The sequence below is a fragment of the Rathayibacter sp. AY1C1 genome (genome assembly GCF_002932105.1).
In the GTDB taxonomy this organism is placed as follows: domain Bacteria; phylum Actinomycetota; class Actinomycetes; order Actinomycetales; family Microbacteriaceae; genus Rathayibacter.
This window is the reverse complement of the sequence record NZ_PSWH01000006.1, coordinates 57253-83518: the sequence shown is the minus strand read 5'-3', so window position 1 is coordinate 83518 and position 26266 is coordinate 57253. Positions and strand designations below refer to the sequence as shown.

Sequence of the window (26266 nt, the reverse complement as noted above, 5' to 3'; positions counted from 1 at the left end):
GGGTCAGCGCCGGATCGCACAACGATGCCCCGCCGCTCGCGTGGGTGGCAGCATGGTCGGATGCCGATGGATCCGGACGAGGCGCGCCTCCTCGACGCGCTGCTGGCCGAGCGGCAGGCCGAGACGCGCGACGAGGCGGCCCGGCTCGAGGCCTCGCTGGCCGAGCTCCTGCGCGACCGTGCCGACGGCACCGCCGATGACGAGCACGACCCGGAGGGCACGCCGCTCTCGGCCGAGTGGTCGCGGATGGCCGGAGTCCGCGACGCTCTCGCCCGCACGGCGCGCGAGCTCGACGCCGCTCGCACCCGCCTCGGCACCGGCGGCTACGGGGACTGCGCCTCGTGCGGCCGCCCGATCGGAGCCGCCCGCCTCGCCGCCCGGCCCACGGCCGAGCTCTGCATCGACTGCGCCCGGCTGGCGGAGTCGCGCATCCGCTGACGCCCCGCGAGGCGAGCCTGCGGCATGCCCTCCGCCTGAAGGCCCCCACAGATCCCGGCGTGCGGAAACCCGGTTTCTCCTGCGAGCATTCACACCCGGTCGCGTCCCTCGAACAGGTCTGACGGACCCCCCCTCCCCCCCTGCTCGAAAGGCACTCCTGCGATGACCGAGACGTCGACCGCCCGATCGACCGGCGCCCCTCCCGCCCCCGACAAGCGCGCCTGGCGCTCGCTGATCGTCCTGCTCGCGGGCATGTTCATCGCCCTGCTCGACACGACCATCGTGAACGTGGCGCTGCCCACCATCCGCACCACGCTCGACGCCTCCGAGTCGACGCTCTCCTGGATCATCTCCGGCTACGCCCTCGCGTTCGGCCTCGCCCTGATCCCTGCCGGCCGCCTCGGCGACCGCTTCGGGCACAAGTGGGTCTTCGTCAGCGGCATCGCCCTCTTCACCGTCGCCAGCTTCGCGTGCGGACTGGCCGCGGACGACACCCAGCTCGTCATCGCCCGCATCGTGCAGGGCCTGGCGGGCGGCGTCTTCGTCCCGGCGGTCAACGCCTACATCCAGCTCCTCTTCCGCGGCCCCTCGCGCGGCAAGGCCTTCGCGGTGATGGGCGCGGTCCTCGGCGTCTCGTCGGCGCTCGGTCCGATCATCGGCGGCCTGATCATCCAGGCCTTCGGCGACGAGAACGGCTGGCGCCTGGTCTTCTGGGTGAACCTGCCGATCGGCGTCGCGACCCTGATCGCCGCCGCGGTCCTCCTCCCCGCCCGCCGCGACCTCGAGGCCGGCGACCGCGCCCCGAGCGGAGGCGTCGACTGGCTCGGCCTCGTGCTCGTCTCCGGCGGCCTGGTCGCCCTGCTCGTCCCGCTCATCCAGGGCGAGGACGAGGGCTGGCCGCTGTGGACCTTCCTCTCGATCGCCGGCGGAGTCCTGCTCCTCGCCGCGTTCGGCGCCTGGGAGGTCCTCCACGTCCGCCGCGGCCGCGCTCCCCTGGTGCCGCCGTCGCTGTTCCGCCACCCGGCCTTCACCGGAGGCGTGATCCTCGCGCTGGTCTACTTCGCGGCCTTCACGAGCATCTTCTTCACCATCTCGCTGCTCTGGCAGTCGGGCCTCGGCCACACCGCGCTGGAGTCGGGCCTGGTGTCGATCCCCTTCGCGATCGGCAGCATCATCAGCTCCTCGCAGAGCAACCGGATGACCGCGCGCCTGGGGCGCAACGTCCTGGTGATGGGCAGCGGACTGCTCGCCATCGGGCTCGGCTGGGTCTGGCTGGTGCTGCTGACCGCGACCCCGGACTCGATCAGCAACTGGCAGCTCCTGCCGCCGCTGCTGATCGCGGGCCTCGGCAACGGCTTCTTCATCGCCCCGAACGTGCAGTTCATCGTCTCGACCGTCGACCCGCAGGACGCGGGCGCGGCGAGCGGCGTGATCTCGGCGATCCAGCGCATCGGCTCGGCCGTGGGCATCGCGGTCATCGGCAGCGTGCTGTTCGGGAGCCTCGTCATCACGGGTCCGGACACGGTCGCCTCGGGCTTCCTCGACGCCGCGGCTCCCGCGATGCTCCTGAGCACCCTGATGGCGGTCGCCGCTTTCGCGCTGGTGTTCGTTCTGCCGAAGTCGGTCTCGCGCCGGGGCTGAGGGCCCCTGCCCGGTCGCCGCACGCCGGCGGCCGGGCGCGCGGGACGTCCGCCGCTTCAGCGCGGCGGGCCCCCGCCTGATCCGCGGGTGGCCCCGGAGCCTACGCCCGAGCGGCCGCCGCGGCCTTCGCCGCCGCCGGCAGCGCGTCCACGATGCGCCCGATCGCCGCGTCGTCGTGCGCGGCCGAGACGAACCAGGCCTCGTACACCGACGGCGGCAGCGAGACGCCCGCGTCGAGCATCGCGTGGAAGAACGCCGGGTAGCGGAACGACTCCTGCGCCTGGACCTCGGCGTAGTCCCGCACCGGCCGGCCCAGGTCCGTGAACATGAAGCTGAAGAGGCTCCCGGCCGTCTGCACCGTGTGCGCGACGCCCTCGGCCGTCAGCGCCGCCGACACCTCGCGCTGGAGCGTCAGCGCCGTGGCGTCCAGCGAGGCGTAGACCGCGTCGTCGGCCAGCTGCAGCGTCCGGATGCCCGCGGCCAACGCGACCGGGTTCCCGGAGAGGGTGCCCGCCTGGTACACCGGCCCGAGCGGCGCCAGGTGGTCCATGACGTCCGCACGGCCGCCGAGAGCCGCGACCGGCATCCCTCCGCCGATGACCTTGCCGAAGGTGTAGAGGTCGGCCCGGTACGGAGCCTCGGCGCCGCGGTTCTCGAGCCCCCACCAGCCGCCGGCGCTCACGCGGAAGCCGGTCAGCACCTCGTCCATGATCAGCAGCGATCCGTTCGCGTGCACGAGCTCGGCGAGGGCCGCGTTGAAGCCCGGGTCCGGAGCGACCACGCCCATGTTGGCGGCCGCGGCCTCGGTGATGACCGCCGCGATGTCGGCGCCACGCTCGGCCAGGACCGCGCGCACCGCCTCGAGATCGTTGTACGGCAGCACGATCGTCTGGGCCGCGGTCGCGGCCGTGACGCCGGCGGAGGCGGGCAGCGAGAGGGTCGCGAGACCGGAGCCGGCATCGGCGAGCAGCCCGTCGGAGTGGCCGTGGTAGTGGCCGGAGAACTTGATCAGCAGGTCGCGGCCGGTGACGCCGCGGGCGAGGCGGATCGCCGTCATCGTCGCCTCGGTGCCGGTGGAGACCAGGCGGAGCTTCTCGATCGGCGAGACTCCCCCGGCCGTGATCCGCGCCTCGACCAGCTCGGCGAGATCCGTCTCGGCGGGAGTGGACGCGCCGAACGAGAGACCGCGGGCGGCCGCCTCCTGCACGGCCGCGACGACCTCGGGGTGCGCGTGCCCGAGGACGGCAGGGCCCCAGGAGCAGACGAGGTCGACGTACTCGCGCCCGTCCGCGTCCGTGATGTACGGGCCGGCGGCCGAGACCATGAAGCGCGGGGTCCCGCCGACCGAGCGGAACGCTCTGACGGGCGAGTTGACGCCTCCGGGGATCGCGTGCCGGGCACGCTCGTACAGGGTGTCGTTCGCCGAGGTGGTCACCCCTCCAGGGTACGCGCGCCGCCCGGCGCCCTCGCGCCGGAGAGGCGCTTTCGGACGAGATGCCGAGGCTCGCTCCCGGGAGGAGGAGGCGGTTATCTCAGCAGGTCGCGAGCGATCTCGACGGCCCAGTAGGTGAGAACCGCGTCGGCCCCCGCGCGGAGGATCCCCGTGACCGACTCCAGGATCGCCGGCTCGCGCGAGATCCAGCCGTTCGCGGCGGCGGCCTCGATCATCGCGTACTCCCCCGACACCTGGTACGCCCAGACCGGCACGTCCGAGACGGATGCGACGTCCGAGAGCACGTCGAGGTAGCTCATGGCCGGCTTCACCATCACCACGTCGGCGCCCTCGGCGAGGTCGAGGGTCGCCTCGCGCAGGCCCTCGCGGCGGTTCGCCGGGTCCTGCTGGTAGGTGCGGCGATCGCCCTCGAGCGTGGACTGCACGGCCTCGCGGAACGGACCGTAGAAGCTGGAGGCGTACTTCGCCGAGTACGCGAGGATCGCGGTGTCCAGGTGCCCGGCGCCGTCGAGAGCGGCGCGGATCGCTCCGACCTGGCCGTCCATCATCCCCGAGAGCCCGAGCAGGTGGGAGCCGGCCTCGGCCTGGGCGAGCGCCATCTCCTCGTAGCGGAGGAGCGTGGCGTCGTTGTCGACGCGCCCGCGGTCGTCGAGGACACCGCAGTGGCCGTGGTCGGTGAACTCGTCCAGGCACAGGTCGGTCTGCACGACCAGCGCGTCGCCGACCTCCTCCACGACGACCCGCGTCGCGGCGTTGAGCACGCCGTCGGGGTCGGTCGCACCGGAGCCGACCGCGTCGCGCGTGGTCGGCACGCCGAACAGCATCACACCGCCGATCCCCGCCTCGGCCGCCTCCGTCACCGCTCCGCGGACGCTGTCCAGCGAGTGGTGCATCACCCCCGGCATCGACCCGATCGGCCGGGCCTCGGTGGTCCCCTCGGCCACGAAGAGGGGCAGGATCAGCTGCGCCGGGTGGATGCGCGTCTCCTGGACGAGACGGCGGAGTGCGGGGGTCGTGCGGAGGCGGCGCGGGCGGATGGCAGTCATGTCCTCCAGCGTAATCCCGCCCCGCCGAGCACCTCCCGGGAGCGCGGACGCCTCACCCCGTGGAGGTGCTCCGGACGCACGACATCAGCCGAGAGGCGGATCCCTGGCCTGCGGGGCGAGGCCCGCCCCTCCCGGCCGACGTCGCGCCGGGGAGGCGGCTCAGCGGGGAGCGCGCTCCGTGGCGACGGCGGCGACCGCGTCGATGAGGGAGGAGGCCGAGCGCTCGTCGGCGACGACGTCGACGCGCAGGCCGAAGGCGCGGGCGTCCTTCGCGGTCTGCGGGCCGATCGCGGCGACGAGGATCGACTCGGGCACCGGGCCGAGCTGCTTCTGGACCTGCTCCGCCACGCTGCCCGAGGTGACGAGGATCGCGTGCACGGCTCCGCCGGCGACATCCGCCACGACGCGCTCCTCCACCGGGACGCCGACCGTGCGGTAGGCGACCACGGAGCGCACGTCGTGCCCGATGCGGGTGAGGCCCTCGGTGAGCAGCGGCTTGGCGATCTCGGACCGCAGCGTCAGCACGCGCAGGGGGTGTCGGCCGCCGGTGGCCTCCTCCCACTCGGCCAGGAGGCCGCGGGCGGAGTTGTCCTCGGAGGGGACGAGGTCGACGGAGTACCCGGCGGCGACGAGCGCGGCCGCCGTGGTCTCGCCGACCGCCGCCACCTTGGTGCTCGCGGGCACGGTGGTGCGCAGGAGGGAGAGGACATCGACCGTGGTGGCGCTCGTGACGGTCATCCAGTCGAAGGCGCCGGCCTCGAGGTCGGCGAGGGCCTGCTCGAGCGCGGGGAAGTCGTCGGTCGGCGCGAAGTTGATCATCGGAGCGACGACGGGCGAGGCTCCCTTGGCTCGGAGAGCGGCGGCGACACCGTCCCCCCACGGGCCTCCGCGGGGGACGAGGATGCGCCACCCCTGCAACGGCTTCTCCCACTGGGAGTAGGCGGCGGGGACGATCACGAAGGGGCTCCCAGGGGTGCGAGTTCGGCGGCACCCGCACCGAGAAGCGCGTCAGCGAGCAGAGAGCCGCAACGGAACGCGGCTTCGACGACGGGCAGTTCGCGACCACCATACTGCGGATCCGCCCGGTGTCGACTACCGCCGACCGAACCGTTATCGACCGGCTCCGCGACCTCCCGAGCGAGGGACGCCGCGCCGTCGACGGCGAAGACCACGCCGTGCAGGACGACGCGGTCCTCCTCGACGACCGCGGAGGCCCCGATCGGAGCGGCGCACCCGGCCTCGAGGGAGGCGAGGAGCGACCGCTCGGCCGTGATCGCCGCGCGGGTCGGCACGTGCTCGACCGCTGCGAGAGCGGCGCGAAGCTCCTCCGACGGCTCCTCGTCGCGCACCTCGATGGCCAGCGCTCCCTGACCGGGGGCGTGCGGGGAGACGTCGAAGCCGAGCACCTCGGTGATCGCGTCGACCCGGCCGAGGCGGCGCAGGCCGGACAGGGCGAGCACGATCGCGTCCAGCGGCGAGTCGCTGCCGGGCAGCACCCTCCGGAGCCGGGTGTCGATGTTGCCGCGGATGTCCACGATCTCGAGGTCCGGACGGGCGGCCAGCAGCGCCGCGCGCCGGCGGGGCGAGCCCGTGCCCACGCGGGCTCCGACCGGCAGGCTCGCCAGGGTGAGCCCGTCGCGGGCGCAGAGCGCGTCGCGCGGGTCCTCCCGCTCGGGGACCGCTCCGAGCAGCAGGCCCTCCACCGGAGCGGTGGGCAGGTCCTTCAGCGAGTGCACGATCGCATCGCAGCGCCCGGCGAGCAGCGCGTCGCGCAGGGCGCTGACGAACACGCCGGTGCCGCCGAGGGAGGCGAGCGAGCCGCGCATGCGGTCGCCGTCCGACTCGATGCGCACCAGCTCCACGGGGACCCCCGCGGCGGCCGACATCAGATCGGCCGTCATCCGGGTCTGCGCCACCGCGAGCGCGCTCGCGCGGGTGCCGACTCTGATGCTCACGACAGACGACTCCTCATCACGGTGCGACTCCCGCCAGGGCGGGCTTGAACCCCGCTCGCACGTTCTCGCAGCAACCGGGGCGGCAGACGTCGTACCAGGGGCCGAGCGCCGTCATCGAGGGCCGGTCCTCGGTCGGCACGCCGTTGACGCGCTCGAGGACCAGGTCGATCAGGCCGGAGACGTAGACCGGGTCCGTGCCGGGGGTCGCGACGCGGAGCGCGACGAGTCCGTGCTCCTCCGAGGTCTCGAGGGCCTCGTTGTCGAGGTCCCACATGACCTCCATGTGGTCGGACACGAAGCCGAGCGGGACGATCAGCAGCGCGCGGCGGCCGCGGGCCGGCAGCTCCGCGATGGCGTCGTTGATGTCCGGCTCGAGCCAGGGCTGGGTGGGCGGGCCGGAGCGCGACTGGTAGACCAGCTGCCAGGGCAAGTCCTCGTCCGTGGCGGCGGCCATGACGACCTCGGCGACGGCGAGGTGCTGCGCCTCGTAGGCACCGCCCGGTCCAAACTCGTGCACGTCGACGACGGTGCCGTCGTCGTGGCGTTCGTGGGGTCCGCTGCGCTCGGCGTCGGCCATGGGGATCGAGTGCGTCGAGAACAGCACCTCCACCTCGGACGTGACATCGAGGTCGGGCATCCGCTCGCGCAGCTCGTCGAGCCCGTCGTGGACGGCCTTGACGAACGGCATGACGAAGCCGGGGTGGTCGAAGAACTGGCGCACCTTGTCGATCCGCAGCTCGCCCTCGAGGCCGGTCGCGTCGAGCGCCGCCGCGTAGTCCTCGCGGTACTGCCTGCAGGACGAGAAAGAGGAGTACGCGCTGGTGGCGATGGCGAGCAGGTTGGTGAACCCGCGCTCCTTCGCCTCGGCGACGGCCTCGCTCATGTAGGGCGCCCAGTTGCGGTTGCCCCAGAGCACGGGGAGGTCGATGCCGCGGTTCGCGAGCTCGGCCTCGAGCGCCTTCTTCAACGCGCGGTTCTGCGCGTTGATCGGGCTGACGCCGCCGAAGTGGCGGTAGTGGTGGGCGACCTCCTCGAGGCGCTCCTCCGGGATGCCGCGGCCGCGGGTGACGTTGCGGAGGAACGGGATGACGTCGTCCTGACCCTCCGGCCCGCCGAAGCCGGCGAGGAGGATCGCGTCGTAGGCCACGGGGACCTCGACGTGCTCGGGGCCGGACGCCGCCGCAGGGGTGGCCCCGCGGACGAGGATCGGCTCGCTGGTCGTGTCGCTCATCGGAGCACCTCGGCGATCTGGTCGGCGTCGATGCGCCGGCCTGTGTAGAAGGGGACTTCCTCGCGCACGTGGCGGCGGGCCTCGGTGGCGCGCAGGTCGCGCATGAGGTCGACGAGGTTGACGAGCTCCTCGTCCTCGAGGGCGAGGATCCACTCGTAGTCGCCGAGCGAGAACGAGGCGACCGTGTTGGTCAGGACGGAGCGGAACCGCGAGCCCTGGCGCCCGTGCTGGGCGAGCATCGCGCGGCGCTCCTCCTCGGGGAGGATGTACCACTCGTAGGAGCGGACGAAGGGGTAGACCGTGAGCCAGCGGGCCGGCGCCTTCCCGCGCATGTAGGCGGGGAGGTGGTTCGAGCTGAACTCGGCGTCGCGGTGCACGCCCATCGCGTTCCACGTCGGCAGGAGGCCGACCAGCAGCTCCGTGCGCCGCAGCTCGCGGTAGGCCCGCTGCAGCTCCTCGGGCGCCGGGCCCGTGAGCCACAGCATGATGTCGGCGTCGGCGCGCAGGGCCGAGACGTCGTAGGTGCCGCGGACGGTCACGCCCTCGCCCTCGAGCTGGGCGACGAGGTGCTCGTACTGCTTCACCGCGGGATCCACGGCGTCGCTGGAGAGGGTGAACGGACGTGCGGGATCCCTGCGGAGAACCGCCCAGAGCGTGTATCCCAGGGCCTGATCGGAGTGATCCTGATCGGCGGGGGGCTGCGGCGCCGGAGCGGCGGCGCTCGTGTCGGGGGCGGACTGAACGGGACCCGCCGTGCCGGCGGTCTGATCGGTCATTGATCCATCATCCCTCCGCTCGTGCCGATGCACAAAAGCGGCGGGGGCTCTGGCGCCGGAGGGCCCGGGACGCTAGCACCCCGGGCCCTCCGGCGCTCAGTCCTCGATGATCTGCTTCGCGACGCCCCAGACGACGAGGCCCACGGCGGCGGCGGCGCCGACCGCTCCGGCGATCAGCGCGGAGGGGTTCTGGCGGCGCACCACCTGGAGCTTGCGCTCGATCGTCCGCTGGGCCGTGCGCACCTTGCGCGGCACGTTGACCTTGTACTCGATCGCGTCGAGCGTCGCGGCCAGCTCGGAGCGAGCGCGCTCGATGTCGGCCTTCAGCTGGCCGGGCTTCAGCTCCGCCGGGTCGACGAAGCGGGGCGTGGTGCTGCTGACGGATCGCTCAGTTGTCATAGCTGCCCACTCCCTTGAACGCCTGGACGTCCTTCTTGATGCTGTCGATCGAGTCCTGCGGCACCGGCGGCACGGCCTTCTTGATGGTGCGCACGCCGACGAGGGCGAGGATCACGGCCACCAGGAGGAAGAAGACCGTCACGATCAGCGCCGACAGCCAGGCCGGAAGCCAGGAGGCGATGCCGATGATCGCGAAGGCGACCAGCGTCGCCCACGCGGTCAGGAGGAGGAAGGCCGCGACCGCGAACAGGCCGACGGCCAGACCCGCGCTCTTCGCCTTGCCCGCCAGCTCGTTCTTCAGCGAGGCGACCTCGGCCTTGACGAGCTCGATCACGAGGCCGGGCAGGTCGCTGACCAGCTCTCCCAGTGATCGGGCGTTCTTGGGATTGCGTTCGTTCACCACGGGAGCTCCTCGAGGGTGGGACGTGCCGGCCGGCGCGCGCCTGGCACGGCCGGGGGGATGAGCACTAGGCCCTGCTGGTGGAGGTGGACGTCGTCGACCCGCCGGAGCCGGCCGACGCCGCGGCCTCATCGACCTTCGAGGCCGCCTTGCGGGCGGCGGCCGACGCCTCCGCGTCGCTCGCTCCCTGGGCCTTCCTGCCGCCGGACACGGCCTTGACGACCACCGAGCGCACGACCTCGTACGCCTTGTCCGAGACGCTGCTCAGCTGGGTCTTCGCAGCACCGCCGACGGCGCCCGCGACGTCCTGCACCGGCTGGGTCCGCCAGAAGCGGCCTGCCGCCGAGGCGATCTGCTCGTACCGCTTGCGGCCGGCGCGTGCTCCCAGCACGTACCCGGCTGCGGCTCCTGCCACGAAAAGAATCTTGCCCTTCACGCCTACTCCTCGTCCTGGGTCGCTCTCGCGATCGTCCACGCGGTCGGTGACCACTCGTGCCGGGGCACGCCGCGCGCTCGCGCGGATGCCTGGGCCTAAGAGTAGCCGTCGGCGTCGCGGGCGTCGCTCGGCAGCCCGACTCCTTGACGCACCAGTCGGCGCCGGATAAGGGCGGCCGTCTCGGCGGCGTGCGGGAGCACCGAGGCGAGGCCCGTGCCCGCGATCCAGGTGCCGGTCACGGCGACTCCCTCGATCGGGAGGAGCGCCTCGCGGAACGCCTCCAGGTGCGCACGGCGGCCCAGCGCCGCGGCGGGCCGGACGTTGGCCCAGCTCACCCGGGCGGAGTCGACGAGCGACGCCGGATCGAGGGCGAGTCCGAGCAGCGTCGAGGCGTCGAGCAGGGCGATCGCCGCCGCCTCGGCATCGGTGCGCCCCTCGAGCGGCGGGCGCTCGCCCGGGCGCCCGTAGGAGAGGCGCAGCACGTGGCGCCCGGGAGGGAGGGAGGCGGCCAGCCAGTCCCACTTCGCGGTCGCGTGCGTGATCGCCTTGGCCGTGACGTCGGTGGCGGTGGGCGCCACGAGCACACCGGAGCCGCGGGGGGCTGCGTCCAGGCGGGCGTCGTCGAGGACGAGGGTCACCAGCTCGACGGAGTCGTGGGGCGCCTCGTCGGCGCGCTCCGCGACGGCGGGGGCGAGGCCGGCCAGCAGCGCCCGGGCGTCGCGCTCCGGCGTCGAGACGATCACCGCTCGGGCGCTCAGAGTGCCGTCGGCGAGGGTCAGGACGAAGTCCCCGTCGGAGCCCTCGAGCCGCTGCACGGAGGCTCCGGTGCGGATCTCGCCGGAGAGGTAGTCGATCCGCTGGACCAGCGCGGCGACCAGGCGGTGCATCCCGCCCTCGAGCCCGCGGACCGCGACTCCGGCCGGGAGGTTCGCGCGGAGGGCGGCCACTGCCCGGGCGAGGGAGCCCGCGCGGGTGAGCGCGCCGTTCAGTCCGGGTGCGGCGAGGTCGACGTCGATGTCGTCCGGCCGGCTCGAGTAGACGCCGGAGACGACCGGCGCGACCAGGTCCTCGAGCACGCGCTCGCCCATCCGGGTGCGCACCAGCTCGGCGAGGGAGTGGGCGCGGCCGATGCGCAGCACCGGCATCAGGGTGTCGAGCCAGGCGCGCCAGGCGCCGCGGCGGCCGATCGCCCGCACGACGTCGGGGGCGAGCGGCGTGCCGGGGATGCCGAGGATGCCGGCCCGGGGCGACGGCACGGAGCGGCCGCCCGAGAGGTGCAGCCACGAGCCGTGCGTCCGCGGCTCGACGATCGACTCGGCGAGCGGGACGCCGTCGAGGGTCAGCGCGGCGAGCGCCCGCTCGACGTGGCCGCCCCGGGTGGCGAAGCTCTCGGCGCCCGCGTCGAGCAAAGCGCCGGCCAGCGCGAGCGGGGAGACCGAGCCCCCGACCCGCTCCCCCGCCTCGAGCACCACGACGCGCAGGCCGATGCGCAGGCACTCCGCGGCGGCGGCGAGCCCCGCCACTCCGCCGCCGACGACGGCGACGTCGTACGACGCCGCGTCGCGGGGGCGCTCCTCGCTCACGGCCGCCAGGCGTGCACGAACGCGACGAGGCGCGTGAGCACGTCGGGGTCGGTCTCGGGCGGCACGCCGTGGCCGAGGTTGAGCACGTGCGCGGGGGCGCTCAGGCCCCGGCGGAGCACGTCGTCGACGTGGGACTCGAGGACCTCCCACGGCGCGGTCAGCAGCGCCGGGTCGACGTTGCCCTGCACCGGCACGAAGCCGCCGAGGCGGTGGTTGGCCTCGTCGAGCGGGATCCGGTAGTCGACGCCGACCACGTCGGCGCCGATACCGTGCATCGCTCCGAGCAACTCGCCGGTGCCGACGCCGAAGTGCACGATCGGGACGTTGCGGCGCGTCTCCCCGTGGTCGAACGCCAGGTCGCGCACGTGGACGAGGGCGCGCGCGGAGGCGGGAGCGACGTGGGTCGTGTAGTCCGAGAGCGAGAGCGCCCCGGCCCAGGAGTCGAAGAGCTGCGCGGCGCTGGCCCCGGCGAGCACCTGCGCGCGGAGGAAGCGGCCGGTGACCTCGGCGGTCCACTCCATCAGCTGGGCCCAGGCGGCGGGGTCGGCGTGCATCATCGTCCGCGCGCGCAGGTGGTCCTTGGACGGGCCGCCCTCCACCAGGTAGGCGGCCAGGGTGAAGGGAGCGCCGGCGAAGCCGATGAGCGGGGTGTCGCCGAGGCCCGCGACGGTGCGGCGCACGCCCTCGCGGATGGGCTCGAGCGTCTCGTCGAGGACGGACGGGTCGATCGAGGCGAGCTCGGCGACGTCGGCGGCCGTGCGCACCGGCTTCTCGAGCACCGGACCGCGCCCGGGGACGATGTCGACGCCGACGCCCGCGAGCCGCAGCGGGATCACGATGTCGCTGAAGAAGATGGCCGCGTCCACTCCGTGGCGCCGCACCGGCTGCAGGGTGATCTCGCTCGCCAGCGCCGGGTCGAGGCAGGCGTCGAGCATCTTCGTGTCGGTGCGCAGGGCCCGGTACTCCGGGAGGCTGCGGCCGGCCTGGCGCATGAACCAGACGGGCGTCCTCTCGCCCCGCTCGGAGCGGTAGGCGCGCAGGAGCAGCGAGTCGGCCGTGCGGCCGGCGGAGAGGGGGTGCAGCGGATCGAGCAGGCCGTCGGTGGGGGAGGTCACCGCGGCATTATTCCAGGCGCATCCGTGCATTCCTCCCCAGTCCGGGACCTCGCCCCGCAGAGCGCGGGTAGACTGACGTGGTGCTTCTGTGTCTGACGGCGTCGCACAAGAACGCCAGCTTCGATCTCCTCGAGAAGCTCTCCGTCGACTCCTCCGCCGTGACCGCGGCCCTCTCCGAGGGGATCGACTTCGTCTCCGGAGCCGTCGTCGTCGCGACCTGCAACCGCTTCGAGGCCTACCTCGACATCGAGGAGCCGCTGACCGCCGCGCAGGCCGTCGCCGTCGAGGCCGCCACCGCCGCCGTCAGCGCCGCGACCGGCGTCGAGCAGGACGAGCTGCGCGGGAGCGTCGACGTCGTCTCGGGCGACCGGGTGGCCGAGCACCTCTTCGCCGTCTCCAGCGGGCTCGAGTCCGTCGTGGTCGGCGAGGGCGAGATCGCGGGCCAGGTCCGCCGGTCCCTCGAGGAGGCGCGCCGCCTCGGCACCACCTCCTCCGAGCTCGAGCGGCTGTTCCAGCGCGCCTCGCAGACCTCGCGCGGCATCAAGAACCGCACCGGCCTCGGCAGCGCCGGCCGCTCGATCGTGCGCCTCGCGCTCGACCTGGCCGCGAGCCGCGTCACCGACTGGCGGGCCGCCCGCGTCCTCCTCGTCGGCACCGGCAGCTACGCGCGGGCGACCGTCGCGGCCCTGCGCGACCGCGGAGTGGTGGACATCGCCGTGCACTCCCCCTCCGGCCGCGCCGAGGGCTTCGCCGCCCGCCGCTCGCTCCGGCCCATCGCCGCCGCCGATCTCGCGCTCGAGGCGGTCTCGGCCGACATCGTCATCACCTGCACCACGACCCAGGAGCCGGTGCTCGACGCCGCCCTGCTCGCCGCCGGGCGCCTCCAGGGCTTCTCCCGCGAGCGCCAGCTCGTGATCGACCTGGGCCTGCCGCGCAACGTCGCCTCCGACGTCACCTCGGTCGCCGGCGTCGAGCTCCTCGACCTCGAGACGATCAGCCTGCACGCACCTCTCGACGTGCTCGACGCGTCGCAGCAGGCGCGCGCGCTCGTCGACAAGGCGGCCCGGAAGTTCTCGGACGTCGCCGACGAGAAGAGCCTCACTCCGGCCGTCGTCGCCCTGCGCGCCCACGTGTTCGACGCGCTCGACGCCGAGATCGAGCGGGCCCGCTCGCGCGGCGACGAGGACGGCCGCACCGAGCAGGCGCTCCGCCACCTCGCCGGCGTGCTGCTGCACACCCCGAGCGTCCGCGCCCGCGACTACGCGCGCGCCGGAGCGCAGGAGGCGTACCTCACCGGGCTCGAGGCGCTCTTCGGCATCGAGGTCCCGGCCGAGCCCGCCGCCGCCGCCCGCCCCGACGCGGACGCCGCCACCGCGTGAGCCTCCGGCTCCCCTTCGACGCGGAGCCGCTGCGCTCCGCGCCGCTGCTCACCGAGCGCCTGCTCCTGCGTCCCCTCGGACCGGAGGACGCCGAGGACCACGCGCGCTACCAGGGCGACGCCGACGCCGTTCGGTTCCTCCGCTGGCCGGTGCGCACCCCCGAGGAGTCGCGGGCGCACCTGCAGCGCCGCCTCCCCTCGACACGGCTCGCCGCTGACGGCGACGTGGCCGTGCTGGCGATCGTCCCCCGGGAGGGCGTCCTCGCCGGGCGGATGATCGGCGACCTCACGCTCATCGCGACGTCCGTCGAGCAGGAGGCGGTCGAGATCGGCTGGGTGCTGCACCCGGAGGCGCAGGGGCGCGGCTACGCGACCGAGGCCGCCCGGGCGCTGCTCGACCTCGCGTTCGACACCCTCGGCGCCCACCGCGTGGTCGCGCAGCTCGACGCTTGGAACACCGCGTCCGCCCGCCTCTGCGAGCGCCTCGGGATGCGCCTCGAGGCGCATCACCGGGAGGACGAGTTCTGCAAGGGCGAGTGGACCTCGACCCTCGTCTTCGCCCTGCTCGCCCGCGAGCGCTGACCGCAGGGCCGGCTGGTCCGCGTTCGGCGGGACGCCGCCGGCCCGTCCGGTCGGCGGCGTCCCGGAGGAGCGTCAGGCCCCGCGGAGCCCGGTGAAGAGGTACGACTCGAGCTGCTCGAGCGGGATGCGCTCCTGCTTCATCGTGTCGCGGTCGCGGACGGTCACGGCGTCGTCCTCGAGCGAGTCGAAGTCGACGGTCACGCAGTACGGGGTGCCGATCTCGTCCTGGCGGCGGTAGCGGCGGCCGATCGCTCCGGAGTCGTCGAAGTCGACGTTCCAGAGCTGGCGCAGCTGGTCGGCGACGCGGCGCGCGAGCGGCGAGAGGGCCTCGTTGCGCGAGAGCGGCAGCACGGCCACCTTCACCGGCGCCAGGCGCGGGTCGAGGTGCAGCACGGTCCGCGTCTCGACCTTGCCCTTGGCGTTCGGCGGCAGCTCCTGCTCCTCGTAGGCGTCGACGAGGAACGCCATGAGCGCGCGGGTGAGGCCGAACGACGGCTCGATCACGAACGGCACGTAGCGCTCGTTCTTGTTCTGGTCGAAGAACGAGAGGTCCTTGCCCGAGTGCTCGATGTGCGTCTTGAGGTCGTAGTCGGTGCGGTTCGCGACTCCCATCAGCTCGCCCCACTCGCCCGAGGCGAAGCTGAAGCGGTACTCGATGTCGACGGTGCGCTTGGAGTAGTGGGAGAGCTTGTCCTTCGGGTGCTCGTACTGCCGGATGTTCTCGGGGTTCATCCCGAGCCCGACGAACCAGTCCCAGGCGAGCTGCATCCAGGTCTCCTGCCACTCCTCGTCCGTGCCGGGCTCGACGAAGAACTCGAGCTCCATCTGCTCGAACTCGCGGGTGCGGAAGATGAAGTTGCCGGGGGTGATCTCGTTGCGGAACGCCTTGCCGATCTGGCCGATGCCGAAGGGCGGCTTGCGACGGGCGCTCTGCAGCACGTTCGCGAAGTTGGTGAAGATGCCCTGGGCGGTCTCGGGACGCAGGTAGTGCAGCCCCGACTCGTCGTCGACGACGCCGAGGTAGGTCTTCATCAGGCCCGAGAACTGCTTGATCTCGGTCCACTGGCCGACCTTGTCGGGGTGCTCCGGGTCCGGGATGTCGGCGAGGCCGTTCACGGGCGGGTGGCCGTTGACCTCCTCGTACTTCTCGAAGAGGTGGTCGGCGCGGTAGCGCTTGTGGGTGATCAGCGACTCGGTCAGCGGGTCCGAGAAGACGCCGACGTGTCCCGAGGCGTGCCAGATCGCCGAGGGCAGGATGACCGCGGAGTCCAGGCCGACGACGTCGCCCCGGCCCTGCACGAAGGTCTTCCACCACTGGCGCTTGATGTTCTCCTTGAACTCCACGCCGAGCGGCCCGTAGTCCCACGCGGAGCGGGTGCCCCCGTAGATCTCACCCGAGGGGAAGACGAATCCCCTGTGCTGCGCGAGGGTGATGACTTTGTCGAGGGTGGTGGGTTCTGCCACGGGTTGCTCCTCAGCTGTTCGGGCGCACGGGGCCCCGGCGCGCGCCGGCTGCGCGCGTCCTTCTGGTGTGCCCCCATGGTAGCCGCGGGGGCGCCGCGACGGTCCGCCCGCGGCGGGCATGATGAGCGGATGAGCACCCTCCCGCCGATCATCGTGTCCGCCGTCGCCGTCCTCCGCGACCGGCAGGTCCTGATGGTCACGGCGCGGGGCCGCGACGTCCTCTACCTCCCCGGCGGCAAGGTCGACGAGGGCGAGAGCGGGATCGAGGCGGCGGCCCGCGAGACCCGCGAGGAGCTCGGCGCCGTCGCCCTCGGCCTCGTGCCCCTGTTCACCGTCCGGACCCAGGCGCACGGCGAGCCGGAGGGGCGGGAGGTCCACATGAGCGTCTTCGCCGCCGAGCTCGACCGGGAGGCGCGCCCGAGCGGCGAGATCGACTCGCTGCACTGGGTCGACGGCTCCGATGCGGGCCGCTGCCCGCCCGCCGGGGTCGAGACCCTCCGGCTGCTGCGCGGTCTCGATCTCGTCGACTGACCCTCCGGCGCCGGGCCGACCGCGGGGCGGCTAGCCTCGTGGCGTGGAGACGAGACGGCGTGCACGGGACCGGTCGAGCGCGGAGGAGCCGGACCGGCTCGAGCCGGTGCGACTGGAGGCGGCCGTGCCGATCCTGCGGATCTTCTCGGTCGCCAAGGCGGGCGAGTTCTACGTCGACTACCTCGGCTTCGAGGTGGACTGGGAGCACCGCGCCGCGCTCGACGCCCCCCTCTACCTGCAGGTGTCGCGCTCGGGGCTCCGCCTGCACCTCAGCGAGCACCACCGCGACGGCAGTCCCGGCGCCGCGGTGCACGTCGCCCTCCGCGGTGTCCGCGAGCTGCACGCCGAGCTCGACGCGAAGGCGTACCCCTACCTCAACCCGCGGATCACCCGCACGCCGTTCGGCTTCGCGCTCGACGTGATCGATCCGTTCGGCAACCAGCTGCGCTTCGCGGAGCCGGCCCCGGTGCCGCGCCTGCCCTGATCGGTGCGCGTGCGGGTGCTTGTACAACCTGAGCGCCGACTGATCAACCGTTCACCGGCCGTCCATGCACTTCGGAGTCCCATCCTTTAGCGTGGCTCCGATGGCTTCACGGGGGACGATCGAGCGGCCGGACACGGCCCGGGCAACGGGACGGCAGCGCCGACCGCGGCTCCGCTTCATGGAGGCCGCACCGCTGGCGACGGGCCTGCTGGGCTCGATCGCGATCCTCCTCGGCTCGCTCGGCGTGGGCTACCTGCCCGCCGGCTCGCCCATCCGCGACTGGCCTCTCGTCGCCTCGATCCGCGCCACGGGCTGGCTCACCGAGTCCAGCGGCGCCCTCGTCGTGGGCGGCGGGATGCTGCTGCTGATCGCGTGGCTCCGCCTGCGCACGGTCGCGCTCGCGGCGGGCCCCGGCTCCGTCCGCACCATCGTGGTGGCGGCCCTCGCCTGGACCGCTCCGCTCCTCGTGACGGTGCCGCTGTTCAGCCACGACATGTTCTCCTACGTGGCGCAGGGTCGCCTGATGACCCAGGGCATCGACCCCTACACCCACGGCGTCGCGACGCTCCCGGGCTGGTTCGACCTCGGCGTCGACCCGCTCTGGGCCGACACGCCCACGCCCTACGGGCCCCTCTACCTCCTGATCGAGCGCACCGCCGTGCAGTTCGCGGGCTACGGCGCACCGGAGCTCTCGATCGCGATGCTCCGCGCCGTGTCGGTCGCGGGCGTGGCCGTCATGGCCGTCTACGCGCTCCGCCTGGCGCGCCTGCGCGGCCTCTCGGTCCCGCTCACCGCCTGGACGATCGTCGCCAACCCGCTGACCCTCGTGCTCTTCGTCGTCGCCGGCCACAACGACTCCGTGATGCTGGCGCTCATCCTCGCGTCGCTCTACTACGCCCAGACCGACCGGCGCATCGCCGCCGTCGTGCTGATGGCCGGAGCGATCGCGATCAAGCCGATCGCCGTGATCGCGCTCCCCGTGCTCGCGCTCCTGTGGCTGCGCCACGACGCGACGTGGCGTGAGCGCACCCGCGGCTGGCTCTGGACGGGCGCCGGAGCGCTCGGCCTCGTGGTCGCCGTCGGGCTGCTCGCGGGCGTCGGGGTCGGCTGGGTCGCGGCGATGGTCGTGCCCGGCTCGATCCTGCACTGGTACGCGCCGATGTCGTTCGTCACGGTCTCGGTCTCCCGCGCCGTCGAGTTCACCGGTCACGACCCCGCCGCGGCGATCGCCGTGGTCAAGATCCTCGCGCTCGGGCTCGCCGGCCTGATCGCTGCGCGCCTCATGCTGTCGCGGCGCTCCATCGATCCGCTCGCCCGCCTGTCCGGCGCGCTGCTCGCGTTCGTGACGGCGTCGACCGCCATCCACCCCTGGTACGCCCTCTGGATCCTGCCGATCGCCGCGCTCGCGCGCCCGTGGAGCCGCTCCCACGTGCACCTGGCGGTCTACGCGTCGATCTTCCTCATGTGCGTCACGCTCGCCGAGCCGATCGACGGCGGAGGCGGCACGATGGACCAGATCCCGGCGCGGGTCGCGACGATCGCCGCGATCGCCGTGGTCGGGATGTACGTCCTCCTCGGCTACACGGACGAGGAGCGGGTCGAGGGTCTGCCCCTGGTGCGCGCGCTGCCGTTCGGCTCCGTGATCCTCGCCCGCCTCAGCGGCGGCCGCCTGGTCGACGCCCGGATGGCCGCCACTCGCCTGCGCGACTAGCCGGGGCCGCGGCTCAGGAGTCGGACTCGTCGCTCCGACGGCGCGTGCGGCGGTCGAGCGCGGCCTGCGCCGTCTCGGCGGCCGAGTCCGGGGAGCCGACCGGCCCGGTGGGACCGGCGAGGGTGCTCGAGAGCGACGACAGCCAGCCGGAGTCGTCGCGGCCGGCGTTCAGCGCATCCGAGAAGAGGGGGAGGTCGCCGCGGCTGGCGTGGATCGCGTAGGACTCGCGGGAGAACCCGTTGTCGGGGACGACGGGCGTCCTGCGGGACGCGCGCGTGGCGTCCGGGGCCTGCTCCTGTCGCGAGGCGTCCGACGCCTGCTCCTGGGCGGCCTGCTCCCGGCGGGCGTCGCGCTCGTCGCGCGGGGTGCTGCTGTCGTGGTCCACGGCGGTCCTCCTGCTCTCCGCCCCGAGCGGAGGGGCAGGCGCCGCGATGACGGGGCGGCGCCCGGTCAGGCTACCCCTCGTTCAGGGTGTGGCGTCGTCGGCGGCCCCTGATCGTGGCGCGGGGCGCCAGACGACCAGCTCGGTCCGGCGCTGCGCGCGCGTGCCGTGGCGCAGAGTGACCACGTCCCCCTCGAGTCCGGCGGCGAACACGCGGCGGCCCGGCCGGTTCAGGAGCTCGTCGGCGAGGGCCGACTCCAGCTCGCGCACCCGCTGCGAGAGCGACTGCACCTGGTTCTCGAGCTGCAGGATGCGCGCGATGCCCTCGAGCGAGACGCCCTCGGAGGAGAGCCGGGCGACCTCGCGCAGCTGCACCACGTCGCGCATCGAGTAGCGGCGCGACTTGCCCGCGGTGCGGGTCGGGCTCACGAGCCCGAGCCGGTCGTACTGCCGGAGCGTCTGCGGGTGCATCCCCGCCAGCTCGGCGGCGACGGCGATCGCGAAGACGGGCGTGTTCTCGTCCATGTCTCCTCCTCCGACCGGTCGCGCCGATCCGGTGCTAGTAGCGGGCCTTCTCCAGGATGTCCTCGCGCGGGTCCTCGTCCGGCTCGGCGGCGGCGTAGGCCTCGAGGGCCTCACGGGCGGCGGCGGACAGGTGGCTCGGGACGGCGACCTGCAAGACGGCGAGCAGGTCGCCCGTGCCCTTGGGGGTCGTGACGCCGCGGCCCTTGACGCGCAGGACGCGGCCGCTCGGGGTGCCTGCGGCGACCCGGAGCTTGACGGGCTCGCCGCCGAGGGTCGGCACCTCGATCGTCGCGCCGAAGACGGCCTCGACGAAGGTCACGGGGACCGTCACGCGCAGGTTCAGCCCGTCGCGCTCGAACACCGGATGCTTGCGCACCGAGACGGTGAGCACCAGGTCGCCGGGATCGCCGCCGTCCGGGCTGGGGCGGCCCTTGCCGCGGACGCGGATCTTCTGGTCGTCGGCCACGCCGGCGGGGATGCGCACCGAGAGGGTGCGCCCGTCGCCGGTCTGCAGCTGGACGGTGTCGCCCCGGGTCGCGGTGCGGAAGTCGATGGTGGTGCTGGCGGTGACGTCGGCGCCCTTCTGCGGGCCGCCGAAGCCGCGGTAGCCGCCGCTGGGCTGGCCGAAGCGGCTGCCTCCGCCACCGAACATGCCGCCGAGGATGTCCTCGAAGCCCGGCGGCGGGCCCTGCTGGGTGCTGTAGGAGGTGCGCCCGCCCTGGCCGAACATGCCGCCGAAGACGTCGTCGAACCCTCCGGGCTGGCCTCCCGCGGTGAAGCGCGCTCCGCCGCCCATGGCGCGGATCTGGTCGTACTCCTTGCGCTGCTCGGCGTCCGAGAGCACGGTGTACGCCTCGCTGATCTCCTTGAAGCGCGCCTCGGCCTTCGCGTCCCCCGGGTTGGAGTCGGGGTGGAACTGGCGGGCGAGCTTGCGGTAGGTCTTCTTCAGGTCCGCGGCGGAGACGTCCTTGGACACGCCGAGGACCTTGTAGAAGTCCTTGTCGAACCAATCCTGGCTGGCCATGTGCCTCTTCCTGTGTCGAATGCGGCGATGGACCCCGCCCCGGTCCGGCAGCGTGCTGCCGAGCGGGGCGGGGTCCTCCGCGGTGGTGGTGCCGGTGGCGGGGTCAGTCGGCGGGGACTGCCACGACCACCTTGGCGGCCCGCAGCAGCGAGCCTCCGAGGTAGTAGCCCGCCTCGACGACGTCCGCGACCGTGGAGGTCTCGGCGCCGGGGGTGGGCTGCTGGAAGATCGCCTCGTGGATGTTCGGGTCGAACAGGTCGCCCACGGCGCCGGTCTTCACCAGGCCGAGCTTCTCCACTCCGCCGCGCAGCTTCTGCGCGATGGCCGTGAAGGGCCCGCCCTCGGCGAGGTCGCCGTGCTTCTCGGCGCGGTCGAGGTCGTCGAGCACGGGGAGGATGACCTTCACCGCGTCGCCGATCGCCCGCTCCTTGTCGACCTGGCGGTTGGCCTCGGTTCGCTTGCGGTAGTTCGCGTACTCGGCGGTCACCCGCTGGAGGTCGGCGAGGTGCTCGGCCGCGAGCGTCTCGGCGCTGGACTGTCCCGAGAGGAACGAGAGGTCGGCGTCCGAGAGGCTGGTCTCGACGTCGGGCCCCTCGGCCTCGATGAGGCCCTCCTGGTCCTGGGCGTCCTGCGCCGCCTCGGCTCCCGCCTCGCCGCCGGTGACCGGCTGCTCCTCGGGGAGGTCCTGGGGCTCGTTCTCGGCTGCCATGGCTACTTCGTGTCCTTCGGCTCGTCCTCGTCGATGACCTCGGCGTCGACGATGTCCTCGTCGTCCTTCTTGTCACCGTCGGCCGGAGCGTCCGCGGGGGCGCTCTGCGCGGCCTGGTCCTGGGAGTAGATCGCCTGGCCGATCTTGGTCTGCGAGGCGTTGAGGGCGTCGAACGCGGTCTTGACGGCCGCGTCGTCGTCGCCGGCGAGCGCGGTCTTCAGCGCGTCGACGTCTCCCTGCACCTCGGACTTGACGTCCTCGGGCAGCTTGTCCTCGTTGTCCTTGATCAGCTTGTCGATCGAGTACGCCAGGGTCTCGGCGTTGTTGCGGATCTCGGCGGCCTCGCGGCGGGCCTTGTCCTCGGCGGCGTGCTCCTCGGCCTCGCGGACCATGCGGTCGATGTCGTCCTTGGGCAGCGACGAGCCGCCCGTGATCGTCATCGACTGCTCCTTGCCGGTGCCCTTGTCCTTCGCGGACACGTGGACGATGCCGTTGGCGTCGATGTCGAAGGTGACCTCGACCTGCGGGATGCCGCGCGGGGCCGGCGCGATGCCGGTCAGCTCGAACGTGCCCAGGTTCTTGTTGTCGCGGGTGAACTCGCGCTCGCCCTGGAAGACCTGGATCGCGACGGACGGCTGGTTGTCGTCGGCCGTGGTGAAGGTCTCGGACCTCTTGGTCGGGATCGCGGTGTTGCGCTCGATGAGCTTCGTCATGATCCCGCCCTTGGTCTCGATGCCCAGCGAGAGCGGGGTCACGTCGATCAGGAGGACGTCCTTGCGCTCGCCCTTGAGGACGCCGGCCTGCAGCGCGGCGCCGACGGCGACGACCTCGTCCGGGTTGACGCCCTTGTTGGGCTCCTTGCCGCCGGTGAGCTTCTTGACGAGCTCGGCCACGGCCGGCATGCGGGTCGAGCCGCCGACGAGGACCACGTGCGCGATGTCCTCGACCTTGACGCCCGCCTCGGCGATGACGTCGGTGAAGGGCTTGCGGGTGCGCTCGATCAGGTCGCTGGTGAGCTCCTCGAACTTGGCGCGGGTGAGCGTCTCGTCGAGATTCGCCGGGCCGTTCTCGGTGAGCGAGAGGTAGGGCAGCTGGATGCTGGTCGAGGTGCTCGAGGAGAGCTCCTTCTTCGCCTGCTCCGCGGCCTCCTTGAGGCGCTGACGCGCGATCTTGTCCTTCGAGACGTCGACGCCGGTCGAGTCCTTGAAGCGCTTGACCAGGTGGTCGACGACGCGCTGGTCCCAGTCGTCGCCGCCGAGGCGGTTGTCGCCCGAGGTCGCACGGACCTGGATGGTCGAGAAGTCGTCGTCCTTGCCCACCTCGAGGAGGGAGACGTCGAACGTTCCGCCGCCGAGGTCGAAGACGAGGATGAGCTCGTCCTCCTTGCCCTTGTCGAGGCCGTAGGCCAGCGCGGCCGCGGTGGGCTCGTTGATGATGCGCAGGACGTTGAGTCCGGCGATCTCGCCGGCGTCCTTGGTCGCCTGGCGCTCGGCGTCGTTGAAGTAGGCCGGGACGGTGATGACCGCGTCGGTCACCTTGTCGCCCAGGTACTGCTCCGCGTCGCGCTTGAGCTTGCCCAGGATGCGGGCCGAGATCTCCTGCGGGGTGTACTTCTTGTCCTCCACGCCGAAGGTCCAGTCGGTGCCCATGTGGCGCTTGACCGACGCGATGGTGCGGTCGACGTTGGTGACGGCCTGGCGCTTCGCGGTCTCGCCGACGAGCACCTCCCCGTCCTTGGTGAACGCCACGACGGACGGCGTGGTGCGGAAGCCCTCGGCGTTGGCGATGACGGTGGGCTCGCCTCCCTCGAGGACGGCCACGACAGAGTTGGTGGTTCCCAGGTCGATGCCTACGGCACGGGACATATGCGTTGTTCTCCTTCGCGATCGGCGTCGCGCGGGCGGCTGCCGGTCAGTTGACGGGTGGTGCGGAATCCTCTGCGGGAGTTGAGCCCCGCACGCTCAAGTTTACGCATCCGTCGTCTCGCGTCAAGTCCGGAGGCGAGAAGTTGAGTCGCATCGGCTCAACTCTCAGACTCACGGGTCCCGCCGCTTCCGGCCGTTCACCTCCTCCCCCTACGGTGGGCCCATGACGACGCGCACCGGCCGCTGGCCCGTCCTCGCCTGGGGCCTGTGGGACTGGGGCGGATCGGCCTTCAACGCGGTGGTGACCACCTTCGTCTTCACCGTCTACCTGACCACCGACGGGCTCTTCGGCACCTCGAGCGGAGTCTCGGCCGCGCTCGGCTGGTCCCTCGCCGCCGCCGGCGTGGTCGTCGCCGTCATCGCGCCGATCACCGGCCGCCGGGCCGACCTCGGCGGGCACCGCCGGCTCTGGCTCGGGATCCACTCCGCCGTCGTCGTCCTCTGCATCCTGCTGATGTTCCTCGTGCGCCCCGACCCGGCCCTCCTCTGGCTGGGACTCGGACTGCTCGCGGTCGGCACGGTCTTCTTCGAGTTCGCGAGCGTCAACTACAACGCGATGCTCCTCCAGGTCTCGACCCGGGCGACCATCGGCCGCGTCTCCGGCTTCGGGTGGGGCATGGGCTACGTCGGCGGGATCGTCCTGCTGCTGATCGTGTACTTCGGCTTCATCTCGCCCGAGGTCGGGCTCTTCGGAGTGACGGGGGACGACGGCCTCGACGTGCGCGTCTCGATCCTGGTCGCCGGCGTGTGGTTCGCCGTCTTCGCCCTCCCTGTGCTGGTCGCGGTGCCGGAGACGCCGGCGCGCGCGAGCCGGGCGGAGCGCGTCGGGGTGATCGCCTCCTACCGCGCGCTCTTCGCGCAGGTCGCCGGCCTCTGGCGCGAGAGCCGCAGCACCGTGGCCTTCCTCATCGCCAGCGCGGTGTTCCGCGACGGGCTCACCGGGGTCTTCACCTTCGGCGGCGTGCTGGCGCAGGGCACCTTCGGCTTCGACGCCGGCGAGGTGATCCTGTTCGCCATCGCGGCGAACGTCGTGGCCGGAGTGGCGACCATCTCGGTCGGCGCGCTCGACGACCGCATCGGCCCCAAGGCCGTGATCGTCGCCTCGCTCATCGGCCTGGTCGTCTGCGGCACCGCCGTCTTCGTCCTGCACGACGGGGGGAGCACGGTGTTCTGGATCTTCGGCCTGCTGCTGTGCCTGTTCGTCGGCCCGGCGCAGTCGGCGAGCCGCAGCTACCTGGCCCGCCTCATTCCGGAGGGACGGGAGGGCGAGATCTTCGGCCTCTACGCGACCACCGGGCGGGCGGCCTCGTTCCTCGCGCCCGCCGCCTTCGCAGCCGCCGTCTCGATCGCCGCGGCCGTCTCGGGCAGCGGCGAGGCGAACGTGCAGTACTGGGGCATCCTCGGGCTCGTCCTCGTCCTCGCCGTCGGGCTGGTGCTGCTCCTGCCGGTGCGCCGCCCGCCGGCCACCGCCCCCGTCGTGCCGGAGCCGCGGCTCGCTCCGCACGCCCGCCGGGACTGACGAGGCCCGGACCGCGGAGTCGCTGGCGACGCCCCTCCCCGCGCGCCGCCGGCCGCGGATCAGACCGTGGCGATCCAGAACACGATCAGCAGGAGCGTGACGAGGAAGCCGGTCAGGAAGTTCAGCGCGAGGAAGCGCTTCCAGCCCGCATTCGCCCGCTCCGCCTCGGCGTCCTCGAGCGACCGGTACGGCCAGATGCTCACCGCGTACGGCACCGCGAGGATCGCCGCGAGAGTCCCCGGCCAGGGCAGCAGGAGCAGGAGCAGGCCGCTCGCGACGTAGGCGGCGATGGCGAAGCGCGTGGTCGCCTTCGCTCCGATCACGGTCGCGATCGAGCCGATGCCGCCCGCCCGGTCGGCCAGGATGTCCTGCACCGCGCCGAAGGCGTGGCTCGCGATCCCCCAGAGGAAGAACGCCACGAGCAGCGCCACGAGAGGTCCGGTGACCACGGTGCCCGCGAGGGCGATCCCGTAGACGGCCGGGCTGACGAAGTGGGTCGCCGAGGTCAGCGAGTCGACGAACGGACGCTCCTTGAAGCGGAGCCCCGGCGCACTGTAGGCGATCACCGCGAAGACGCTGATCGCGAGGACCAGCCACGAGACCGGGGATCCGAGCAGCACGAGCGCCACCAGGAACGGCACGTTCGTGGCCACCGCCGCGATCAGCGTCGCGCGGTGCTCGCTCCGGTCGAGCACGGCGCCCTCGACGCCGCCCTTGCGGGGGTTCCGCAGGTCGGACTCGTAGTCGAAGACGTCGTTGATCCCGTACATCGCGAGGTTGTAGGGGATGAGGAAGTAGATCGTGCCGAGCACGAAGGCGAGGTCGATCTCGCGGGTGGTCAGCAGGTACGCCGCCGCGAACGGGTAGGCGGTGTTGACCCAGCTCAGCGGGCGGCTCGAGACGAACAGCGCGCGCAGCCGGTTCACGGCTCGCTCCGACGACGCGAGGGCAGGAGCACCCAGAGCGCCGGGAGGGCGAGGGCCGCGGCGATCGCGTAGGCGAAGTCCTCGATCGGAGCGACACCGATCCGGATGCCCGAGATCAGGTCGTCGTCGTAGGCGACCAGCAGGCCCACTCCGATCATGATGTTGTCGAACACGGCGGTCATCACCAGCAGCACGGCGAGGGTGCCGAGGACGGCGGGCAGGCGCAGGACGCGTCGGCGCAGCGCGAGCAGCAGCAGCACCAGCACCACCGCGAGGAACACGGCGTTGAGGAGGAGGTAGGTCACGCGCGCGCCTCCGCCCGCCGGGCGACCCGCTGCGAGAGGAAGCCGTGCACGTCCATCGTCAGGTAGCAGAGCAGGGTGAGGAAGAGGACCTCCTCGACCGGGAGCTCCGGCGCGATCTGCAGGCCGGTCATGTAGGAGGTCTCTCCGCGGAAGAAGACGCCCAGGCCGATCCCCACGAGGTCCCAGACCAGGAAGAACGCGACTCCCACGGGCAGCACGATCGCCGCGCGTCGCGCGTCCGCCCAGAAGAACAGCCGGAAGCGGCGGTCGAGCACGATCATCCCGGTGATCGAGACGAGGAGCGCGAGCAGGTAGAGGATCCCCACGC

Annotated in this window: 28 protein-coding genes; 8 read left to right on the top strand and 20 right to left on the bottom strand. The window is 72.7% G+C overall.

Annotation, left to right across the window (positions count from 1 at the left end):
• Positions 1-60: 60 nt before the first annotated feature.
• On the top strand, positions 61-438 hold the full coding sequence (locus C5C71_RS04660) for a TraR/DksA family transcriptional regulator (protein WP_258059381.1): 378 nt from the start codon (positions 61-63) through the stop codon (positions 436-438).
• A gap of 162 nt (positions 439-600) precedes the next feature.
• Positions 601-2079 carry an MFS transporter gene (locus tag C5C71_RS04655; protein WP_104233092.1) on the top strand — a complete coding sequence of 493 codons (1479 nt, stop codon included), beginning with the start codon at positions 601-603 and terminating at the stop codon, positions 2077-2079.
• Positions 2080-2179: 100 nt separating this feature from the next.
• Here the strand turns inward: C5C71_RS04655 and hemL are convergent, their stop codons facing one another.
• The 11 genes from hemL to hemE form a co-directional block, all read right to left on the bottom strand.
• Entirely contained in the window at positions 2180-3514 is a 1335-nt protein-coding gene (hemL, locus tag C5C71_RS04650; protein ID WP_104337220.1) for a glutamate-1-semialdehyde 2,1-aminomutase, read from the bottom strand.
• Between the two features lie 92 nt (positions 3515-3606).
• Entirely contained in the window at positions 3607-4578 is a 972-nt protein-coding gene (gene hemB, locus C5C71_RS04645; protein ID WP_104287844.1) for a porphobilinogen synthase, read from the bottom strand.
• Positions 4579-4737: 159 nt separating this feature from the next.
• Positions 4738-5532, bottom strand: a complete 795-nt coding sequence (locus tag C5C71_RS04640) for a uroporphyrinogen-III synthase (protein WP_104222950.1) — start codon at positions 5530-5532, stop codon at positions 4738-4740.
• A complete protein-coding gene (gene hemC, locus C5C71_RS04635; RefSeq protein ID WP_104337219.1) occupies positions 5532-6533 on the bottom strand; it encodes a hydroxymethylbilane synthase in 1002 nt (333 codons plus the stop codon). Before hemC ends, C5C71_RS04640 begins: the two co-directional genes overlap by 1 nt.
• 16 nt (positions 6534-6549) lie before the next feature.
• Positions 6550-7764 (bottom strand): ferrochelatase, encoded by a 1215-nt coding sequence (locus tag C5C71_RS04630; RefSeq protein WP_104337218.1) that lies wholly within the window; start codon positions 7762-7764, stop codon positions 6550-6552.
• Entirely contained in the window at positions 7761-8540 is a 780-nt protein-coding gene (hemQ, locus tag C5C71_RS04625; RefSeq protein ID WP_104233087.1) for a hydrogen peroxide-dependent heme synthase, read from the bottom strand. Before hemQ ends, C5C71_RS04630 begins: the two co-directional genes overlap by 4 nt.
• A gap of 96 nt (positions 8541-8636) precedes the next feature.
• Positions 8637-8939: a DUF3618 domain-containing protein gene (locus tag C5C71_RS04620; protein WP_104222879.1), complete on the bottom strand. Its 303-nt coding sequence runs from the start codon at positions 8937-8939 to the stop codon at positions 8637-8639.
• Positions 8929-9339, bottom strand: a complete 411-nt coding sequence (locus tag C5C71_RS04615) for a phage holin family protein (RefSeq protein ID WP_244229489.1) — start codon at positions 9337-9339, stop codon at positions 8929-8931. The genes C5C71_RS04620 and C5C71_RS04615 overlap by 11 nt, the downstream gene beginning before the upstream one ends.
• A 67-nt stretch (positions 9340-9406) precedes the next feature.
• On the bottom strand, positions 9407-9754 hold the full coding sequence (locus C5C71_RS04610) for a YtxH domain-containing protein (protein WP_146076886.1): 348 nt from the start codon (positions 9752-9754) through the stop codon (positions 9407-9409).
• A gap of 116 nt (positions 9755-9870) precedes the next feature.
• Positions 9871-11358, bottom strand: a complete 1488-nt coding sequence (locus tag C5C71_RS04605; protein WP_258065386.1) for an NAD(P)/FAD-dependent oxidoreductase — start codon at positions 11356-11358, stop codon at positions 9871-9873.
• Positions 11355-12503, bottom strand: coding sequence for a uroporphyrinogen decarboxylase (hemE, locus tag C5C71_RS04600; protein ID WP_104222882.1), 1149 nt, complete (start codon positions 12501-12503; stop codon positions 11355-11357). The genes C5C71_RS04605 and hemE overlap by 4 nt, the downstream gene beginning before the upstream one ends.
• 50 nt (positions 12504-12553) lie before the next feature.
• Between hemE and C5C71_RS04595 the strand changes: the two genes are divergently transcribed.
• A complete protein-coding gene (locus C5C71_RS04595; protein ID WP_104328846.1) occupies positions 12554-13852 on the top strand; it encodes a glutamyl-tRNA reductase in 1299 nt (432 codons plus the stop codon).
• A complete protein-coding gene (locus C5C71_RS04590) occupies positions 13849-14433 on the top strand; it encodes a GNAT family N-acetyltransferase (RefSeq protein WP_258068645.1) in 585 nt (194 codons plus the stop codon). Before C5C71_RS04595 ends, C5C71_RS04590 begins: the two co-directional genes overlap by 4 nt.
• A 72-nt stretch (positions 14434-14505) precedes the next feature.
• Here the strand turns inward: C5C71_RS04590 and C5C71_RS04585 are convergent, their stop codons facing one another.
• Positions 14506-15897: a glycine--tRNA ligase gene (locus C5C71_RS04585; protein WP_104337217.1), complete on the bottom strand. Its 1392-nt coding sequence runs from the start codon at positions 15895-15897 to the stop codon at positions 14506-14508.
• A gap of 129 nt (positions 15898-16026) precedes the next feature.
• On the opposite strand from C5C71_RS04585, the gene C5C71_RS04580 reads away from it, so the two are divergent.
• From C5C71_RS04580 to mptB, 3 genes are all read left to right on the top strand, one after another.
• Complete coding sequence (locus tag C5C71_RS04580; protein WP_104337216.1) at positions 16027-16428, top strand: NUDIX domain-containing protein; 402 nt, start codon at positions 16027-16029, stop codon at positions 16426-16428.
• A gap of 43 nt (positions 16429-16471) precedes the next feature.
• On the top strand, positions 16472-16912 hold the full coding sequence (locus C5C71_RS04575; protein ID WP_208543318.1) for a glyoxalase superfamily protein: 441 nt from the start codon (positions 16472-16474) through the stop codon (positions 16910-16912).
• 100 nt (positions 16913-17012) lie between these two features.
• On the top strand, positions 17013-18623 hold the full coding sequence (mptB, locus tag C5C71_RS04570) for a polyprenol phosphomannose-dependent alpha 1,6 mannosyltransferase MptB (protein WP_146078786.1): 1611 nt from the start codon (positions 17013-17015) through the stop codon (positions 18621-18623).
• Between the two features lie 13 nt (positions 18624-18636).
• On the opposite strand, the gene C5C71_RS04565 is transcribed toward mptB, so the two are convergent.
• The 5 genes from C5C71_RS04565 to dnaK all read right to left on the bottom strand — a co-directional run bounded on the left by C5C71_RS04565 (position 18637) and on the right by dnaK (position 23128).
• Positions 18637-19008: a hypothetical protein gene (locus C5C71_RS04565; RefSeq protein ID WP_104337215.1), complete on the bottom strand. Its 372-nt coding sequence runs from the start codon at positions 19006-19008 to the stop codon at positions 18637-18639.
• Positions 19009-19089: 81 nt separating this feature from the next.
• Positions 19090-19530, bottom strand: a complete 441-nt coding sequence (locus C5C71_RS04560) for a heat shock protein transcriptional repressor HspR (RefSeq protein ID WP_104226135.1) — start codon at positions 19528-19530, stop codon at positions 19090-19092.
• Positions 19531-19564: 34 nt separating this feature from the next.
• Positions 19565-20554 (bottom strand): DnaJ C-terminal domain-containing protein, encoded by a 990-nt coding sequence (locus C5C71_RS04555; RefSeq protein WP_104222888.1) that lies wholly within the window; start codon positions 20552-20554, stop codon positions 19565-19567.
• Positions 20555-20657: 103 nt separating this feature from the next.
• A complete protein-coding gene (locus tag C5C71_RS04550) occupies positions 20658-21263 on the bottom strand; it encodes a nucleotide exchange factor GrpE (protein WP_104237617.1) in 606 nt (201 codons plus the stop codon).
• A 2-nt stretch (positions 21264-21265) separates the two neighbouring features.
• Positions 21266-23128 (bottom strand): molecular chaperone DnaK, encoded by a 1863-nt coding sequence (gene dnaK / locus C5C71_RS04545; protein ID WP_104222890.1) that lies wholly within the window; start codon positions 23126-23128, stop codon positions 21266-21268.
• A 223-nt stretch (positions 23129-23351) separates the two neighbouring features.
• Here dnaK and C5C71_RS04540 point away from each other — a divergent pair, with 223 nt between their 5' ends.
• Positions 23352-24707 carry an MFS transporter gene (locus C5C71_RS04540; protein WP_104333232.1) on the top strand — a complete coding sequence of 452 codons (1356 nt, stop codon included), beginning with the start codon at positions 23352-23354 and terminating at the stop codon, positions 24705-24707.
• A 59-nt stretch (positions 24708-24766) separates the two neighbouring features.
• On the opposite strand, the gene C5C71_RS04535 is transcribed toward C5C71_RS04540, so the two are convergent.
• From C5C71_RS04535 to C5C71_RS04525, 3 genes are read right to left on the bottom strand one after another with little or no spacing between them, the layout of a single operon-like run.
• Positions 24767-25633 carry a prenyltransferase gene (locus tag C5C71_RS04535; RefSeq protein ID WP_104222892.1) on the bottom strand — a complete coding sequence of 289 codons (867 nt, stop codon included), beginning with the start codon at positions 25631-25633 and terminating at the stop codon, positions 24767-24769.
• Positions 25630-25938 carry a lycopene cyclase domain-containing protein gene (locus C5C71_RS04530; protein WP_104222893.1) on the bottom strand — a complete coding sequence of 103 codons (309 nt, stop codon included), beginning with the start codon at positions 25936-25938 and terminating at the stop codon, positions 25630-25632. The genes C5C71_RS04535 and C5C71_RS04530 overlap by 4 nt, the downstream gene beginning before the upstream one ends.
• Positions 25935-26264, bottom strand: coding sequence for a lycopene cyclase domain-containing protein (locus C5C71_RS04525; RefSeq protein ID WP_104222894.1), 330 nt, complete (start codon positions 26262-26264; stop codon positions 25935-25937). Before C5C71_RS04525 ends, C5C71_RS04530 begins: the two co-directional genes overlap by 4 nt.
• Positions 26265-26266: the final 2 nt, after the last annotated feature.